Origin of the sequence: Paenibacillus sp. FSL M8-0142 (genome assembly GCF_038597315.1) — a bacterium.
Lineage (GTDB): Bacteria > Bacillota > Bacilli > Paenibacillales > Paenibacillaceae > Paenibacillus_AQ > Paenibacillus_AQ lactis.
Genome location: NZ_CP152008.1, coordinates 1,898,072 through 1,915,326, shown reverse-complemented (window position 1 = coordinate 1,915,326; position 17,255 = coordinate 1,898,072). Strand labels below are relative to the sequence as shown.

Below are 17,255 nucleotides of genomic sequence, written 5' to 3'. Positions count from 1 at the left end.
CAATACATTATATCACAAAACATTTCTGGAATACCAGCAAGCTTCAAGAAGTCATAATAACCGGGAGGTGATTCCTATGTTGAAGCGTCTATGGACCTACTTCTCCATCCTATTCGGCGGCATCATCATTGCCGCAGGCTTCAATCTGTTTCTGATTCCGCACCATCTGCTCAGCGGCGGCGTTTCCGGCGTTGCCATGCTGATCGGTTATTTCACGCCGCTTAATATCAGCATCCTGTACTTCGTGCTCAACATTCCCATCCTCCTTGCAGGGTGGTTCCAGCTTGGAAAACATTTTGTCGTGCTCAGCGTGCTCTCGGTCCTCGTGACAACGGTGTTTCTCGAGATCATTCCGGTCAGCGCCGTCGCCACCGACATGCTCCTCTCCGCCGTCTTCGGAGGAATCCTGGTCGGCTTCGGAACCGGCCTGTCCTTCCGGGTCGGCGGCTCGACCGGGGGATTTGACATCATCGGCTCCATCGTCACGAAATATCGCGACTTTCCGGTCGGCAGCGTCCTGGTATCGCTGAACGCCATCGTTATCCTGGCCGTCACTTATCTCGAGAACGACTGGAACCTCGCGCTTGCCTCCATGGTGTCCATTTACCTGGCGGGCAAAATGATCGATATGCTGCACATCAGCCATATCAAAGTGACCGTGTTCATTGTAACGAATCAGACCGAGGCCCTGCTGGAGAAGCTGCTCAAGCGCCCACGGGGCGTTACGAAGATCAAAACCCAGGGGGCGTTCAGCCACAAGGAGAAGGACATGCTGATGACGGTCACGACGAAATACGAGCTCGCCGAATTAAAGCATATCATTACACAGACTGATCCGGACGCCTTCGTCAACATCGTGGAGACGGTTGCGGTGATGGGACAGTTCCGCAAGAACTAATTGCCAAGATGAAAACACGGCAATTTTTGTGGTATAATATGAATGCCAGGTTCCTACAATATTCATGAGCTACTCTTCGTTGCCCCAATTTTAATGTTTTTCCGTTTTACAATAAGAACGTCCTGCCTGACCAAATTTGGAAGGAGAGGGTGATTTTTTATGGAAATGGAAACGGTAAAATTGTCACAGATCGTCATGAAGTGGTTCCCGGAAATGATTCCGTTCTTCAGACAGAGCGAGCTAAATTCCATGATCGTTTTGAGGGACGGGCTGAATATTTTGGAGCAGGATGACGCTTTGGAAATTATTCAGTACAGCATTTGCGAACACCAAAGCCACACGCTGCTGCATTAATGGAATATCCGCTTGAAATATTTGCAAGATCAATGCCGTTGTTCACCGGTGCATGCCGCTGAACAGCGGCATTTTTTGCCCGAATTCTCCTACGACGACAGCCCGGCTTGGCCAAGCTTAAGCCCCTCATCCTAAACATTATCGCTCGTCTTTGCCGGTGCATTTCTAAAATCCGATGCAGGATCGTTGATCTAGGCAATCCGTCTGCAATTAACTGTCCTCCCTTCAATTTCCTATCGTAATTATGTCCACTTTCGGTAAATATGGAAAAGTCGTTTAAATTGCCCTTCACCCGTTTAATGAACCAATACCGCATGCTTTAGCTCCATATCTTGGGCGAATGTAACAAACCTGTTCTTTTTGAAAGCTGCGGTTCCATTATAATCATGGTGAATGTAGACAAGGGAGAGAGTAATTATGAACATCATCTTGGCATTTTTCATCTTGGCTGCCGCGGGCTTTGGCGGCTCCGGCGCGCAGGAGAGCCCGCTTACAACCCAATTGCAGGCTTCCTGGAACTCCGCAGTGATTCAGAGCATGCATCAAAATCAGGGGAAGGGTCAGGGACAGAACGGCATCAAGCCGAATACGACCGAGATCGACCCGCAAGTCGACGCACCGAAAGTCAAAGGCATTTATGTAACAGCTTACAGTGCCGGGGGCTCCAGAATGACACAGCTTATTGACCTGATGGACACAACGGAGCTGAACGCCATGGTCATCGATATCAAGGACGACGAAGGCTACATAACGTACAAAACCGATAATCCGAAGCTTCAAAAGCTTGGAAAGTCCCAGCCCTTTATCAAGGATATCCATCAGCTGATGAAACGGCTGGAGAAGCATGACATTTATCCGATCGCCCGTGTCGTCGTGTTCAAGGATACGATCCTGGCCAAGAAGAATCCGGAGCTGTCCTTCCGCAAAGGAGACGGCACCGTGTGGACCAACGGCGGCGGAGACAGCTTCGTCAATCCGTACAGTAAAGAGGTATGGGATTACAATATCGAAATCGCCAAAGAAGCAGCCAAGCTCGGCTTTAAGGAGATCCAGTTCGACTATGTCCGGTTCCCGGAAGGCTTTGAGAAGCGGGCCGACACTTTGAAGTATGTGAAAACCGAGCAGTCCCGCGTCGATGTCGTATCGGATTTCGTCCAGTATGCCCGTGAAGAGCTTGCACCGCTCGGCATCCGCGTTTCCGTCGATATTTTCGGCTACGCGGCATCGGTGCCGGCAGCAGAAGGAATCGGCCAGGATTTTGTAAAGATATCGAATAATGTGGATATTATCAGCCCGATGGTATACCCGAGCCACTACACGACGGGCTGGTTCGGCGCCGAGGTGCCGGATAAGGCTCCGTACCAGACCATCAAGGGATCGATGGAGGATACCCACAAGAAACTCAAAGAGCTGGGCGACAATAAGCCGATCATCCGCCCATGGATTCAGGATTTCACGGCCAGCTGGCTGGGCAAAGGGAATTATATCAAATACGGGAAAAAACAGATTGAAGAGCAGATTCGGGCCTTGAAAGATACCGGAGTCGACGAGTATTTGCTCTGGAACGCCTCCAACCGTTATACGGAAGGCGTGAAGTATAAATAAACCTTAAGAGCCAGGCCGATCATGCGGCCGGGCTCTTTTTCATGAGACTGCTCGAACAGGGCTGCGCTCCCATGCCTGAACGGAGAGATTGAGTTATTTCGGCCGGCATATGGACGTAAATGAACCTTTCGCTCCATTTACGAATATGGAGGCTTGGCGAAGGATTCATGTCTTGACATCGGATGCTATGATGATTGTGGGACATGCACTTTCCCGGTCCGAGCCTAAAAGGATGTCATTCTTTGGTTCTTTTACTGCGCGCGGTGTGGCGCGAATCTAACGAATGGTCACCGCTCGCATTCGGACAGCGTGCAAATACTAAAGAGAGAAAGGCAATATGCAGCATGCAATCTACCACGACGATCCAGGGGAAACTGAGGCAGTTCGCCGTCATTCTCATCCCCATTCTCGTAACACAGCTGGCTTTATCCGCCATTACTTTTTTCGATACGAATATGTCCGGCAAATTCAGCTCCGTCGATCTGGCCGGCGTTGCGATCGCCACCAGCATCTGGGTTCCGGTACAGACCGGACTCAGCGGCATTCTGATGGGAATTACCCCCGTCGTCTCCCAGCTGGTCGGCGGGCGCCAGGAGAACAAGGTGGCCTATCAGGTTAACCAGGCACTGTGGCTGTCCATCTTGCTGGCCGTTATCGTGCTCGCTGCGGGATACGCCGTCGTCCCGAGCATTCTCGGAGCGATGAACCTGGAGCCTGAGGTTCGCCATGTCGCCGCGAGGTTTTTGGCCGCCATTTCGGCAGGCATTATTCCGCTGTTCGCCTATACGGTGCTCCGCTGCTTTATCGATGCCCTTGGACAAACCAAAATTTCCATGGTCATCACCCTGATTACGCTTCCGATCAACGTCGGGCTGAATGCCCTCTTTATCTATGGCTTTTGGGGCTTTCCCAGGCTTGGAGGCGTCGGGGCCGGCGTTGCATCCGCCATTACCTACTGGGCGGTGCTGGTCATTGCGATCATAACCGTCCACCGGGTGCACCCGTTTGCTGAATACGGCATCTTCCGCAGTTTCTCCAAGATTTCCTTCAGCGCTTGGAAGGGACATTTGAAGATCGGATTGCCCATTGGCTTCTCGATTTTCCTGGAAACCGCCGTGTTTGCAGCCGTAACGTTGCTGATGAGCGGCTTTGATACGGCTACGATCGCCGCGCACCAAGCAGCCTTGAACTTTGCCTCCACGCTGTACATGCTGCCGCTGAGCATCTGCATGAGCTTAACGATCCTGGTAGGCTACGAGGTCGGATCGGGTCGGATGAAGGATGCATGGCAGTACGCCAAGCTTGGGATCGGCACCGCCGTCATCCTCTCGCTGATAACGGCCGTCATTCTGCTTGTTGCCGGACGCCAGGTTGCGGGCTTGTACTCGAATGAACCTGCCGTAATCGCACTCATCCAGCAGTTTCTCCTGTATGCGATCTTCTTCCAGATCTCGGACGCCATTGCGACACCGACGCAGGGAGCGCTGCGGGGGTACAAAGATGTGAATGTGGCTTTCATCCTGGCCCTCGTCTCGTTCTGGGTGATCGGCTTGCCCGTCGGATATGTACTGGCCAATTACACGGATTGGCACGCCTTCGGCTATTGGATCGGCCTCATAACGGGCCTTGCCGCCGGTGCAGCGCTTATGCTGAGGCGCCTGGTCAAGATCCAGCGCAGATTCACCGAGCAACAGATGCCTGCTCGATCAGCCGCTTCCTCGCTTCCTCATCATCAATAGCCCGATTAAAAAAGACCGTCTTCCATTGCAGCGCTTCAGCTTCTGCAATGGAAGGCGGTCTTCTTTTGGTTGTGCATTAAAGGAAATCCGTAATTCGATTACTGCGACAGACGAAGTGCCAGATCGTACAACTCTCGATTGAATTCCTTCTTCGTATTCACGACCTTGTCAATATCGGTCAGGACGAGCTCGCCTTTGATGATGCCGCACCCTTTATCCGATTCTCCGTTGATCAGGCTGCGTACGGCGAAGTCGCCGAGACGGCTGGCAAGATTGCGGTCGAACGGCGTTGGCGCACCGCCGCGCTGAATATGTCCAAGCACGGTTACGCGGGCGTCGATGGAAGCATGACATTCCTTCAGCTTGCTGACAACGTCTTCGCCCCGGCCCACGCCTTCGGCTACAATAATGATGCTGTGGCGCTTGCCCTTCGCAAAGTTCTCTCTGAGGCGCTCTGCCACCTCATCCAGGTTAAATTCCACTTCAGGGACCAAAATAGTCTCTGCGCCGGAGGCAAGCCCTGCATGCAGCGCAATGTCGCCGCAGTGGCGTCCCATGACCTCGACGACGGATGAGCGCGCATGAGAGGACATCGTGTCGCGCAATTTGTTAACCGCATCGACAACGACGCTTACCGCGGTGTCAAAGCCGATCGTGTAGTCGGTAAAGGAAATATCGTTGTCAATCGTTCCCGGCAGACCCATCGTTTTGATGCCGAGCTTGCTCAGCTTGTTAGCGCCTTGGTAAGAGCCGTCGCCGCCGATGACAACGAGTCCGTCGATGCCGTGCTGATTCAGCACATCAGCGCCCCTCTGCTGCCCTTCCGGCGTCTTGAACTCCGCGGATCGGGCCGACCGAAGAATCGTGCCTCCCCGCTGGATGATATCCCCAACACTGCGAAGATCCATCTTGATAATATCGTTCTCGAGAAGCCCCTGGTATCCGCGCTGGATCCCGTATACCTCAAGCCCATAATACAAACCGCTGCGCACCACGGCGCGAAGCGCTGCGTTCATCCCCTGGGAATCCCCGCCGCTCGTAAGAACTGCAATTTTTTTGACTGCTGTCATAATTCTTGTTTCCTCCTTCTATGTCACTCATGCTTATGCTTGCGAATCCAACGACTGTTGACGTAGAAGAACAGCCTTGTCATCGGGCTTCTCCTCATCAGGCGTTTGGACACGGTGCGAACCAGCTGCTGCTCGCTGACTTTTGGATCGGATAAATATAACGCCAGTAATCCCTCAATGATCATCCGATGAAAAGGGGTGGAGGGAATTGCTCTGACATCCTTCCGGGCCCAATCGACAATGGAAGCAATGCGGTTCAGCATCGTATCGGCATCTTCGTAGTAGTTGCAAAAGTTCAGATCGCCGCCCAGCCTGTCTTCGTCCTGATCAATCAGGTAATCCAGCATAATGTGGAGACTGCATACATTCGGAAAATAAGAGGCATGAATTCTGGATGCATCCTCATCATCCAAAAACGGATCGGTCGCAGCCAAAAACAGCATGAATACGCCCAGCGTGGATCCCGTTGCAGCAGCAAACTCATTCCACCGCAAGTGCGGCGTATGATGGGCATGCTGGGACCACCATTCAAGCAATGCAGCCTCCCGCTGATCCGGGTGGATATGCTTGTAAACCTGCAGATCCGTGTACAGCCCGGCCAATTTCCTTATGTATGGCTTTGCTGCCTCATATCCCGACAATTGGCCGATGCAGTCCCGGCATGTCTGCACCAGTCCGGCCAGATAGCCTCCATCCTCCCTCTCGGTTCGGAGCGAGTAATAATCCGCCATCTCGTCTTCAGGCGTAACGGCATCCAGCATCGATTGATGGAGCTGCCGAAAATCCGCCGGATCCAGCGAAGTGCTGCGGTCACATAAATTATCGAGATAATCGCTGATCGTCTGGTAAGCAACAATCAACGGGATGAGTATATGCTTCTCTGGCAAATTGGCGGCGGCATATACCGCGCCTCCCTGGCAGTGGAATCTTTTCGTCTCTATACTGGCCAACGCCTGCTTCCGAAGCTCCTCATCCGGAATTTGCTCAGCCTCCCGGCGCCACTTCTCCAATTCAGCCCGCACTTCCGGGAGAATATATCGGTATACCCGGCTCATCAATCCAACCGGGCTTCGCGGAACCTTGCGGCTTAGCTCTTGATTATTCAATGAACTCTGCCTCCACATGGTTGTCTTTTTTATACCTATCCAAATCAAACCTATTATAATATGATCGGTCATTTTGCACAAATAACACACGTCATTGACGGCACAAAGGCCATGGTGGAAGGCCGTTACTTCCAGCTATCCCCAAGAAGACAATCATAATATACCAACCATGATGGATCAGCTGTACCCGTGAACAGGCCATCCCACGCAAAAAAACACAGTTCTCAGGGAGAACTGTGCTTCATGCCTAGGTAATTCTATAAGATCTCCTCTTCGGAGTTAGCTTACAGTTTTGTTACGTTGGCTGCTTGAGGACCACGGTTACCTTCTGTAATTTCGAATTCTACCGCTTGACCTTCTTCCAAAGTTTTGAAACCTTCTTCTTGAATTGCGGAGAAGTGTACGAATACATCCTCGCCACCTTCAACGGAAATGAAGCCGTAACCTTTTTCTGCGTTAAACCATTTAACTGTACCTTTCAAATGAACAACCTCCTAAAAATACCGCCATCTATGGCGAATATCCATATTATATCCCATGTTTTCCGACAATGCAATCCGTCAAACCCCCAGATGGAGCTTTTTTGGACCGATATTTTTACGTCATCATGATTTGCTTTTGAGCCCTTGTGTGCGTTATCATTGACCCAAAAGCCTAAGTAGCGGACGGAGAATGCATATGATCAAAAAACATGAAATATACAAAAAAGACAAGTGGAACATGATGACGGTCGAGGTTCAGGGCCGCTACATTGTACTCCGCGAAATTTCCGACCAGTGGGGCGAAGAGACGCATACCTTCATGAGCCGGCCGGCCTTGATGGAATGGGCTAGGAATCGCTTCCCCAAAGAGGATTTCGAAGGACGGGAAGAGGAATGGCAGGACATCATGGCTTCCTTTAAGCAGGTGTAAACGATGGATACCACGAATATTGTCATCTTCATTATTTTGGCGTTCAGCCTTGGCGCCATCATGATCCTGAATCGTGACCGGATCCCGGCAAGGCTGCGCCGCGGAATGGCCCTGATTGCCGCCGCCTTCATTTTGTTTGCCTTTTACCTTATTGTATACACTTTTATTAATCTGGGTTCCTCATAATTTATAAGGATGAAAGAGCCGGGTACGCGGCATACTATCGCTCGAATGCGATGAATTCGAGGAGGTTGTGCCATGAAAGGTTCCAAGGCGCTTTGCATTACGCTGGTCCTCTGCCTGCTGCCTTGTGCCGCTGCCCGCTCCGAAGCCTATACTGAAGAAGCCCGGACTCCAAATAATACATATCATGCAAGGAGGATCTCTATGGAACAACTACTGAAACGCTCCGAAGTCCCGAAGGAGCACCAATGGAAGCTTGAGGACATGTTCGCCGATCAACAGGCATGGGACGACAGCTTTGCCAAGCTGAAGGACCTGCTGAAGAAAACGGCCGATTATCAAGGCAAATTAAACAATGCCGCTTCAATCAAGGAATGCTTCGAGCTCGAAGACGAAATTTCCTACCATGCCGAGCGTCTGTACGTATATGCTCATATGCATCATGACGAAGATACCGCGAATCCTACATATCAGGCTTTGTCCGCCAAAGCCAAAAAGCTCAATGTTGAGGTGGGCGAATCCCTCTCCTTCATTACGCCGGAAATTCTGGCCCTCTCCGATGCGGAGCTGGATCAATTGATTGCCGATCCCCTGCTGAAGGAATATCAATTCACCCTTGTTGAAATGAAGCGGGAGAAAGCCCATGTGCTCTCCAAAACCGAAGAAGCGCTTCTGGCCCAGGTCGGAAATCTATCCTCTGCGCCGCAGACCATATTCGGCATGCTGAACAACGCGGATATGAAGTTTCCGAAAATCAAGAACGAGGACGGCAAGGAAGTGGAGCTGACCCACGGGAACTACATTCAATTCCTTGAAAGTCCGAATCGCGAAGTCCGCGAGCGTGCGTTCAAAGCCGTCTACGAAACCTACGGCAAGCAGAAGAACACCTTGGCCGCGACGCTTAATGCCAATGTGAACAAGAACATCTTCTACTCGCGTGTACGAAAGTATCCGTCCGTGCTGGAGATGGCTTTATATGGCGATAACATTCCGAAGGAAGTCTACACAAACCTGATCGATACGATCCACGAGAGCCTCCCGCTCCTGCACCGCTACATGGAGCTTCGCAAGAAGCTGCTTGGCGTGGATGAGCTGCATATGTACGATTTGTTCGCGCCGCTTGTCGAAGAGTACAAGTGGGACATTACGTACGAGGAAGCGAAGCAGATGACCAAGGAAGGACTCGCCCCGCTTGGCGAGGATTACCTGAAGAGTCTGCAGGAAGGCTATGACAACGGCTGGATCGATGTCTATGAGAACGAAAACAAGCGTACAGGCGCATACAGTTGGGGCGCTTACGGCACCCATCCTTACGTGCTGCTGAACCATAAGGATAACCTGAACAGCATGTTCACCCTGGCTCACGAAATGGGGCACGCGCTGCATTCGTATTATTCCGACAACAACTTGAAATACCGTGATGCGCAGTACACGATCTTCTTGGCTGAAGTGGCTTCCACAACGAACGAAGCGCTGCTGATGGATTACCTGCTTAAGAACGCCAAGGATCCGAAACAGAAGATGTACCTGCTCACTTATTATGCCGATCAGTTCCGGACGACCGTCTTCCGGCAAACGATGTTCGCCGAATTCGAGAAGATCGTCCATGAGCGCGCCGAGAGCGGTGAATCCTTGACGGCTCAGGATCTATCGGACATTTATTACGACCTGAACGTCAAGTACCACGGTAAAGGCATGCAGGTAGACAAGGAGATCGGAATGGAGTGGGCCCGCATCCCTCACTTCTATACCAGCTTCTATGTATACAAATACGCGACCGGCTTCTCCGCTGCAACGAGCTTCTCGAAGCAAATTCTGGAAGACGGCCAGCCGGCGGTGGATCGTTACCTCGGCTTCCTTAAGAGCGGCGGCAGCGACTATTCCATTAACATCCTGAAGAAAGCCGGCGTGGATATGTCCTCGCCGGAGCCGATTCGCGAAGCGATGAGCGTTTTCGAGGATATTATCAACCAAATGGAGCAGTTGACGAAATAACGATCAAGCACTTACCCGCGTTTACAATCGATCTCAATTGACCGGTGGAATAAAATCCCTTGCCCTTGCAGGCAAGGGATTTTATACTGTGTGAGGAAGGAGGTGTTCCCAGTGAAGATTCAATGGTCATTAATCGCTGCCCTGCTGTTTGCATTAATCACGGCTGTATTTGCCGTCATCAACGTCAATCCGGTACAGGTGAATTTGCTGTTCGGTACCGTCGACATCCCGCTAATCCTGCTGATTATTGGCTGCTCGCTGATCGGGGGATTGATCGTCGGAGCATTCGGCATCTACCGCCAATATCAGATGCAGAAGGAAATCCGTTCGCTCGCAGAGCAGCTCATCCATATCCGTGAGGTTACGGGATACACCCCTGAAATGCATGCCGCGGATCACCAGCTGGAGGAAGAGCAGAAGGAAGAATCCAAGGAAGGTCCGAAGCTCTAGATAACGGTTCCTGCCTTATGGATTCACATCCTATGCTTCCATTGGTTGTTCCCAGCTCATACATACAAATCCGAGGAGGCTGTTAGCCAGATGTCGATACAACCGAATGAAACCTATATCCTCAATCTGTTGAAGGAATTGCTGGATACCCCAAGTCCGACCGGATATACAGGACATATCATGAAACGAATCGAGAAGGAGGCTGCCTCCCTTTCCGTCCCGCTGGCCTGGAATGAAAAAGGCGGGGCGATCCTGTCCATCACGGGACAGGATACCAGCCGTACGGTAGGCTTGAGCGGGCATGTGGATACGCTCGGCGCCATGGTTCGCGCCATCAAATCCGAAGGCACGCTGAGGCTCACTTCCGTCGGCGGTTATATGATGAACAGCATTGAGAACGAATACTGCGTCATTCACACCCGCAGCGGCAAGAAATATACGGGCACTATCCTGTCCACGCACCCATCGGTGCATGTCTACAGCGATGCCCGCAAGTTCAAACGCGAGGAAGCCAATATGGAAGTCCGAATCGATGAATGGGTTGAGTCTGCGGATGATGTGAAGAAGCTCGGCATCGGCGTCGGCGATTTCGTATCCTTCGACGCCCGTGCGGTCATTACGCCAAGCGGCTTTATCAAATCCCGGCATCTTGACGACAAGGCAAGCGTTGCTGCGCTGTTCGGCCTTCTGGAGAGCATGAAACGCGAGAATTGGAAGCCGAAATACAATGTTAAAGTACTGATCTCGAACTACGAGGAGGTCGGACACGGCGCAGCTTACATTCCTTCGGACATCAAGGAGCTCATCGCCGTGGATATGGGCTGTATCGGCGATGATTTAAGCTGCAAGGAAACCGACGTTTCGATCTGCGCCAAGGATTCCTCCGGTCCATACGATTATGAAATGACAAGCCGTCTGATCCAGCTGGCCGAACAGGAAGGCATTGCATATGCCGTTGACGTGTACCCTCATTACGGCTCGGATGCATCGGCCGCGCTCGGCGCAGGCAGCAACATCAAAGCAGCGCTCATCGGACCGGGCGTTCACGCATCCCATGCGATGGAAAGAACGCATAAACAGGCCGTTTTAAATACAGTGAAGCTGCTTGCCGCTTATGTCAAATAATCAAGATGTAAAGAAATAAGCTCCGAACCGGTAAAAAGGGACGCCCGCTACGGCCATTGGCCGACGGGCGTCCCTTTTTCATCGAACGGCGAGTTACGACTTCTTGCTCTGCTCTATCTTCTCCGCCAGCTCGTTCAAATACGTCCAGCGCTCCATCAGCCGCTCCAGCTCCTGCTCGCATGCCTCCTGTGCCTGAAGCAGCTCCTGGAGCCTCGCAGCATCGCTTCCGGCGGCTTCCATCTCGGTCTGGACAGCGGCGAGCTTATTCTCGGCTGCCTCGATCAAACCATCGATCTGTTCAAACTCCCGCTGCTCGTTGTAGCTGAACCTGAGCTTTTCACGAGGCGCTTCCTTCGCCGGGCTGCCGTTTCCGCAGCCTGCCGCCCTCCCTTCCCCCGATGGGCTTCCTGCTGCTCCTGTACCGGCGCTATCTCGGCTTCCTGCTGCTCCGGATCCGGAAGCTTCCCCACCATTGCGCAGCATCCATTCCGCATACTCGCTGTATGAGCCTACGTGCACACGCACACGTCCTTGGCCTTCGAAAGCCATGATTTTATCGACGGTACGGTCCAAGAAGAAACGATCGTGAGACACGACGATAACAACCCCGGGGAACTCATCCAAGTACTGTTCCAGGACCGACAGCGTCTGGATGTCCAGATCATTCGTCGGTTCGTCGAGCAGCAGCACATTCGGAGCGCTCATCAGCACCCGCAGCAAATATAATCTGCGTTTCTCGCCGCCCGACAGCCTTGCAATCGGCGTCCACTGCATCGCCGGAGGGAACAGGAAGCGCTCAAGCATCTGGGCTGCCGTAATCGCAGAGCCGTCTGCTGTCCGGACGACCTCCGCCTCATCTTTAATATATTCGATCACCCGCTGGCTTCCGTCCATCTCCTGATGCTCCTGGGTGAAATAACCGAGCTTCACCGTCGGACCCATCACGATATTCCCGGAATCCGGCTCAAGCCGGCCTGCGATGAGATTCAGCAGGGTCGATTTGCCGCTGCCGTTAGGACCGACGATCCCGATCCGGTCCTCAGGAACGGCAATATAGGACAGATCGTCAACAAGAACCTTGTCGCCGACCGTTTTCCGAAGCCCTTCGATCTCCAAAATCTTGCGCCCGAGCCGCGTCGAGGCAACCGAGACGTCCAGCTCGCCCGAGCTGTGGACCGGCTCCTGCTCCTTGAGCTTCTCAAACCGCTCAATTCTCGCCTTCTGCTTCGTCGTCCGGGCCTTCGCGCCGCGGCGGATCCAGGCAAGCTCATTTCGAAGCAAGTTTTGCCGCTTCTGCTCGGATGCCGCTTCCCGCTCTTCCCGCTCTGCCTTCAATTCAAGAAACCGGCTATAGTTGGCCTCGTACCGGAATAGGCGTCCGTGGTCCAGCTCCAGCATCACGTTGGCCACGCGGTCAAGGAAGTACCGGTCATGCGTAATCATGAGGAGCGCGCCCCGGCGTTTTTGCAAATACTGCTCCAGCCAGGCGACCGATTCATTATCGATATGGTTGGTGGGCTCGTCCAAGATGAGCAAATTCGAGGGCTGAATCAATGCGGCGGCCAAAGCGACCCGCTTCCGCTGCCCGCCGGACAGCGTCCCCATCTTGGCATCATAATTCCGGATTCCGAGTTTGGACAGAATGATCTTGGCGTCGCTCTCCAGCTGCCAGGCCTGAAGATTGTCCATCTGCTGGCTCAGCTTCAGCAGCTTCTGCTGAAGCGCCTCATCATGCGGGTGGAGCTCCAGCAGCTCCATCGTTTCCGTATATTCCCGGATCGCCTTCATCTCCGGCAGCTCGCCTTCAAATACTTGCTGCAGCACCGTGTTATCGGGAGCAAATTCCGGATTTTGGGCAAGATAGCGCACCCGAATGCGTCCGCCGATCGATATTTTACCCGAATCCGGCGGCTCCAGGCCGGCGATAACCCGCAGAAAGGTGGACTTTCCCGTGCCGTTTACGCCAATGATGCCGATCTTATCCCCATCCTCCATACCGAAGGAGGCATCCTGAAACAGGATTTTCTCTCCATAGCTCTTCGTCAACTGTTCAACGGTCAAGATATTCATTCTTCTGATCCCTACTTCTGTATATAAATTTCGGTGTTCGCTTCGCTCTTTAGCCGTCAGTAATTCAATAAATCGTAAATAGAAGCGCCGTCCCGTAAGCCGCGGCCCCTCCGAGCAGCGAGCTGATCAGGTTAACCGCATCATTGGAAAGCCAGCGGAAGCCCCGATGATAGACGGTTGCCTTGCCGCAATGCCGGGAGACCTCAACCGCTCTGCCGCAAACTTGGCAGCGGTACATAACTTGAAGAGATGCTCCTAGGATCGAATCCGCAAACGCACCGACCAGCCCTCCGGTCAGTCCTGCCGCCAGGTAAGGCAGAAAGGAGGGATCCATCCCGCTCCATTCAGCCAGCAGCCACCCTCCGGCTCCGATCAGCAGGCTTCCCGCCCCGGCCGCACTGGATCCGAGCCAGGTTATGCCGCCCGATTCGCCGGCTGTCAGCTTCCTGCCGCCAAGAATGGAGCGGGGCTGCTTGCGGCTTAGACTTCCCAGCTCCGTTGCCCACGTATCCGCCGTTACCGTTGCCATGACGCCGATGTACAGCATCACCCAAAGCTCGGAGGGTTGAATAGCATGCAGCAGGCACAGGATCATGCCGATGCCCCCATTGGCGAACACCTGCCCCGCATCGCGGCGTCCGGTCTTCGCATAGGATTTCTCCAGCTCTGCCTTCCTTCTCTTTCCGTACCTCGTCAACAGCGTCGAGGTGATGAAAAAAAGAAGCAGGGTCCCGAACCAAAACAAGTTCCCCGCTCCGTAATAAATCGTACCCATCAGAATCGCGGCGGCCGCGCCGGATTCCGAGAGCGATCGTCTCCGGTAAGCCGCTGCGGACACCATCGCCGCACAGACGGCACCGATCAACCAATCCATTCCAGGACCCCTCCACCTCTATCGCGTAATGCTTAACCGATTTCGCAGCGGCCCAGACGGACATCGCCCCAGTACAACTCAAATACATCACCGGATACAGTCGGACCGACACCCGCCGGCGTTCCCGTAAAGATCAAATCTCCTTTACCCAAGCCATAATGCTTACCGATATAGTCGACAATCGTCTGAAGGGAGAAAATCATATCCTTCACATTCCCCCGCTGTACCTCTTCCCCGTTCTTGATCACCGTAAAGTCCGTATCCGCAAGCGACTCCGTGCCGGGAAAGGCGATGGATGCTGTCAGCGGAGCGGACGATTTGAAGGCTTTCGCCGCGGTCCAAGGGTGTCCCTTTTCTTTAATAACGGACTGCACGTCCCTTAGCGTAAAATCAATGCCGAGCGCCATCGTATCGACCAGCTCGTCAACGCTCATCCCCGGCTCGTAATCCCGGGCTGCCTGGATGACCAACTCCCCTTCGAAATGAAGACTGCCCCGGTCCAGCGGCAGCTGCAGCACGCTGCCGTCCAAAGGAACGACAGCATGGGAAGGCTTGAGGAATATCATCGGCTCCTCCGGAACGGCATTGCCGAGCTCTGCCGCATGCAGCTGATAATTGCGTCCGACACAATATACGTTACTCACTAATGCACACATGGTATTAGAACCTCCATTTTCGTCGCCAGAACGGAACTTTGGGCGCAATTTTCTGAATAAAAATCTGCCCCCACGTATCGGGGCGGTTCGTACAGATCATAATGTCCGGGCTCATCTTGGCCAGTGTCCGCATGCTCTTGGCATCATCCACGGTCCAGGCCATCGGCGTGATCCCGTTCCGCACCAGCTCGGCTGCAAAGGCCGCATCCAGATGGGAGTACCCGATTGATAAAAACGAACATTTCATTTGCTTAAGCCGGGATATCAAATTCCGGGGATGCGCATCGATAATAAGTCCGGTTCGAACTTCAGGCTCCAATTCCTTCGCTTTGATGAGCGCCTTCGGCTCAAAGGAGGTAAGCACCACATCCGGCAGCATATGGTATGCGCGAATCCGCTCCAGAACGGCCTCCTCCAAGCCCGGGTACATATCGCCGCTTGTCTTGAGTTCAATGTTCAGCTTCAGCCGTCCCTTGACCATCTGCAGCACTTCGTCCAGCGAAGGAACCTGCTCTCCCTTGAACTGGCGTCCTTTCCACTGGCCTGCATCCATTCTCCGAATTTCCTGCCAGGTCAGGTCCTTTACCTTCCCGCGCCCGGTTGTGGTCCGATCCACGCTGAAATCGTGGATGACGACGGGAACGCCGTCCCGGGTCAGCTGCACGTCGATTTCCATCCAATGCACGAATGGCTCATCCATCGCCATCTGAATGGCTGCGCGCGTATTTTCGGGAGCTTTGCCGGAGAAGCCGCGATGGGCCACGCATAAATTGTTCATGATGGCACCTCCTTGGTGTAACTGGTAGCTTAGATTTCCTTGGCCGTTCCCGGGATTACCTCCCCTCGAGGCGTAACGGTAACGCCGCCGATCGATCGGGACTGGACTTCCTTCAGCACGGCCTCTGCCTCCTTGCCTTCGAGCGGAATGACCTGTCCGATTTCCGTCCGGTATGGCGTCAGCTTGATGTCACATGCACCCTGCTTATTGCAGGAAGCTTGAAAGACCGCGGTCTTCCACGTATCGGCATTGGAGGATTTGGTAAAAATAAAATTGCCCGTGCTGTACGCAATCCATTTTCCTTTATATTGCTCCAGTCCCTGCAGCACATGCGGGTGTCCGCCGATGATCAGGTCTGCGCCGGCTTCGATGAAGGCGCGGGACAGATTGATCTGGTTCGCATCCGGCGTCTTATGCAGCTCCTGACCCCAATGCGGAATCACGATGACGAGATCGGCCTTCTGCCTTGCCGCGGCGATAGCTTCAACCGCTTTCGGCAAAACATGATCATAAGCACCGGCGACCCCGGGCCGGTTCTCCAGCGCATACCAAGTCGTTTCGGGCAGCACGCGGCTGAAGCCGAGAAGTGCCACCGTCATTCCTTTAAGCTCGAAATACTGTGCCGCAAAGGCCTCTTTTTCATTCCTGCCGGCCCCTACGTAGCGTATCTCGTGGTCGTCCAGGTGCTTGAGCGTATCGAGCAGCCCATCCTGACCCTGGTCCAGGATGTGGTTATTGGCCAGATTTACGGCCTCGACCCCGGCAGCCCGCAGCGCAGGCAGCACATCCGGCGATGACTTGAACACGAATTGTTTATTCGCGGCGGCTACGCCTCGCGTTGTCACCGGAGTCTCCAGGTTTAAGACGGTCAGATCATCGTCCAGAAACGCCGTGCCGAGATGCCGGTACGGATAATCATAGCCATGCTGCTTAAGGGCGTTCTCCACTTTGCCCGAGAATAAACTATCCCCGGCAAAATGCAGAACGACCCGCTCCTCCTCGCCGGAATCCCGCACTTCCTCTATTTCAGCAACCGGAATCTCCGGATCGGGATCTTCCAATTCGCCGGTATCGAACGAGCCGGAGCCAGCGCCCTTCCCGGATCCCGGGTCCGCTTCCCTGCCGCCTTCCATGCCGATGCCCGCCTGATCCGGGTAGGCCGTTCCCGCGGCCGGGTCGTGCTGCTTAAACTTAAAATAATAGATCAGCAGAGCAGCGATCATCATAATCAGGCAAAGGTTAAGGATTAACCATACCTGTCCGCTCCGCTGCTTACGGGCCTTCTTCTTGGCCTTGCTTTTCTCCGATCGTGACAGATGCATAGGGCACTCCTTCATTCACTGATGAGATCTTCGCATTAGGTCGCTTCTCCCATTATACCAGCATCCCTATAAAGAATAGAACCCCCCGGTTAACGGGGGGTTCTGCCTTGACATGATC

At 53.4% G+C, this 17,255-nt stretch carries 17 protein-coding genes; 9 read left to right on the top strand and 8 right to left on the bottom strand.

What is annotated here, in order from left to right; genetic code table 11:
- Nucleotides 1-76 precede the first annotated feature (76 nt).
- The 4 genes from NSQ46_RS08995 (at nucleotide 77) to NSQ46_RS08980 (ending at nucleotide 4,596) form a co-directional block, all read left to right on the top strand.
- Entirely contained in the window at nucleotides 77-898 is an 822-nt protein-coding gene (locus NSQ46_RS08995) for a YitT family protein (RefSeq protein WP_007127698.1), read from the top strand.
- 159 nt (nucleotides 899-1,057) lie between these two features.
- Nucleotides 1,058-1,252 (top strand): hypothetical protein, encoded by a 195-nt coding sequence (locus NSQ46_RS08990; protein ID WP_007127697.1) that lies wholly within the window; start codon nucleotides 1,058-1,060, stop codon nucleotides 1,250-1,252.
- Between the two features lie 417 nt (nucleotides 1,253-1,669).
- A complete protein-coding gene (locus NSQ46_RS08985; protein WP_340899905.1) occupies nucleotides 1,670-2,857 on the top strand; it encodes a putative glycoside hydrolase in 1,188 nt (395 codons plus the stop codon).
- A gap of 344 nt (nucleotides 2,858-3,201) precedes the next feature.
- On the top strand, nucleotides 3,202-4,596 hold the full coding sequence (locus tag NSQ46_RS08980) for an MATE family efflux transporter (protein WP_007127695.1): 1,395 nt from the start codon (nucleotides 3,202-3,204) through the stop codon (nucleotides 4,594-4,596).
- Between the two features lie 98 nt (nucleotides 4,597-4,694).
- Here the strand turns inward: NSQ46_RS08980 and pfkA are convergent, their stop codons facing one another.
- From pfkA to NSQ46_RS08965, 3 genes are all read right to left on the bottom strand, one after another.
- A complete protein-coding gene (pfkA, locus tag NSQ46_RS08975) occupies nucleotides 4,695-5,666 on the bottom strand; it encodes a 6-phosphofructokinase (protein WP_007127694.1) in 972 nt (323 codons plus the stop codon).
- A gap of 23 nt (nucleotides 5,667-5,689) precedes the next feature.
- Entirely contained in the window at nucleotides 5,690-6,772 is a 1,083-nt protein-coding gene (locus NSQ46_RS08970; RefSeq protein ID WP_007127693.1) for a tetraprenyl-beta-curcumene synthase family protein, read from the bottom strand.
- Nucleotides 6,773-7,056: 284 nt separating this feature from the next.
- A complete protein-coding gene (locus NSQ46_RS08965) occupies nucleotides 7,057-7,254 on the bottom strand; it encodes a cold shock domain-containing protein (protein WP_028405178.1) in 198 nt (65 codons plus the stop codon).
- 196 nt (nucleotides 7,255-7,450) lie between these two features.
- Between NSQ46_RS08965 and NSQ46_RS08960 the strand changes: the two genes are divergently transcribed.
- The 5 genes from NSQ46_RS08960 (at nucleotide 7,451) to NSQ46_RS08940 (ending at nucleotide 11,437) form a co-directional block, all read left to right on the top strand.
- On the top strand, nucleotides 7,451-7,684 hold the full coding sequence (locus NSQ46_RS08960; RefSeq protein WP_007127692.1) for a hypothetical protein: 234 nt from the start codon (nucleotides 7,451-7,453) through the stop codon (nucleotides 7,682-7,684).
- 3 nt (nucleotides 7,685-7,687) lie between these two features.
- Entirely contained in the window at nucleotides 7,688-7,870 is a 183-nt protein-coding gene (locus NSQ46_RS08955; protein WP_007127691.1) for a hypothetical protein, read from the top strand.
- Nucleotides 7,871-8,071: 201 nt separating this feature from the next.
- A complete protein-coding gene (pepF, locus tag NSQ46_RS08950) occupies nucleotides 8,072-9,862 on the top strand; it encodes an oligoendopeptidase F (protein WP_007127690.1) in 1,791 nt (596 codons plus the stop codon).
- Nucleotides 9,863-9,973: 111 nt separating this feature from the next.
- Nucleotides 9,974-10,312, top strand: a complete 339-nt coding sequence (locus tag NSQ46_RS08945; protein ID WP_007127689.1) for a lipopolysaccharide assembly protein LapA domain-containing protein — start codon at nucleotides 9,974-9,976, stop codon at nucleotides 10,310-10,312.
- Between the two features lie 90 nt (nucleotides 10,313-10,402).
- Complete coding sequence (locus NSQ46_RS08940; protein ID WP_251537755.1) at nucleotides 10,403-11,437, top strand: M42 family metallopeptidase; 1,035 nt, start codon at nucleotides 10,403-10,405, stop codon at nucleotides 11,435-11,437.
- A gap of 93 nt (nucleotides 11,438-11,530) precedes the next feature.
- Here the strand turns inward: NSQ46_RS08940 and NSQ46_RS08935 are convergent, their stop codons facing one another.
- From NSQ46_RS08935 to NSQ46_RS08915, 5 genes are all read right to left on the bottom strand, one after another.
- Complete coding sequence (locus tag NSQ46_RS08935) at nucleotides 11,531-13,507, bottom strand: ABC-F family ATP-binding cassette domain-containing protein (RefSeq protein ID WP_341032719.1); 1,977 nt, start codon at nucleotides 13,505-13,507, stop codon at nucleotides 11,531-11,533.
- Between the two features lie 64 nt (nucleotides 13,508-13,571).
- Complete coding sequence (locus NSQ46_RS08930; RefSeq protein ID WP_341032718.1) at nucleotides 13,572-14,381, bottom strand: DUF92 domain-containing protein; 810 nt, start codon at nucleotides 14,379-14,381, stop codon at nucleotides 13,572-13,574.
- A 32-nt stretch (nucleotides 14,382-14,413) separates the two neighbouring features.
- The gene (locus tag NSQ46_RS08925) at nucleotides 14,414-15,037 is read right to left on the bottom strand and encodes a fumarylacetoacetate hydrolase family protein (protein ID WP_210095055.1); all 624 of its coding nucleotides are present in this window, start codon (nucleotides 15,035-15,037) and stop codon (nucleotides 14,414-14,416) included.
- Between the two features lie 4 nt (nucleotides 15,038-15,041).
- Nucleotides 15,042-15,815, bottom strand: coding sequence for a glycerophosphodiester phosphodiesterase family protein (locus NSQ46_RS08920; protein WP_341032717.1), 774 nt, complete (start codon nucleotides 15,813-15,815; stop codon nucleotides 15,042-15,044).
- 29 nt (nucleotides 15,816-15,844) lie between these two features.
- Nucleotides 15,845-17,137: a CapA family protein gene (locus NSQ46_RS08915; RefSeq protein WP_210095053.1), complete on the bottom strand. Its 1,293-nt coding sequence runs from the start codon at nucleotides 17,135-17,137 to the stop codon at nucleotides 15,845-15,847.
- Between the last annotated feature and the right edge of the window lie 118 nt (nucleotides 17,138-17,255).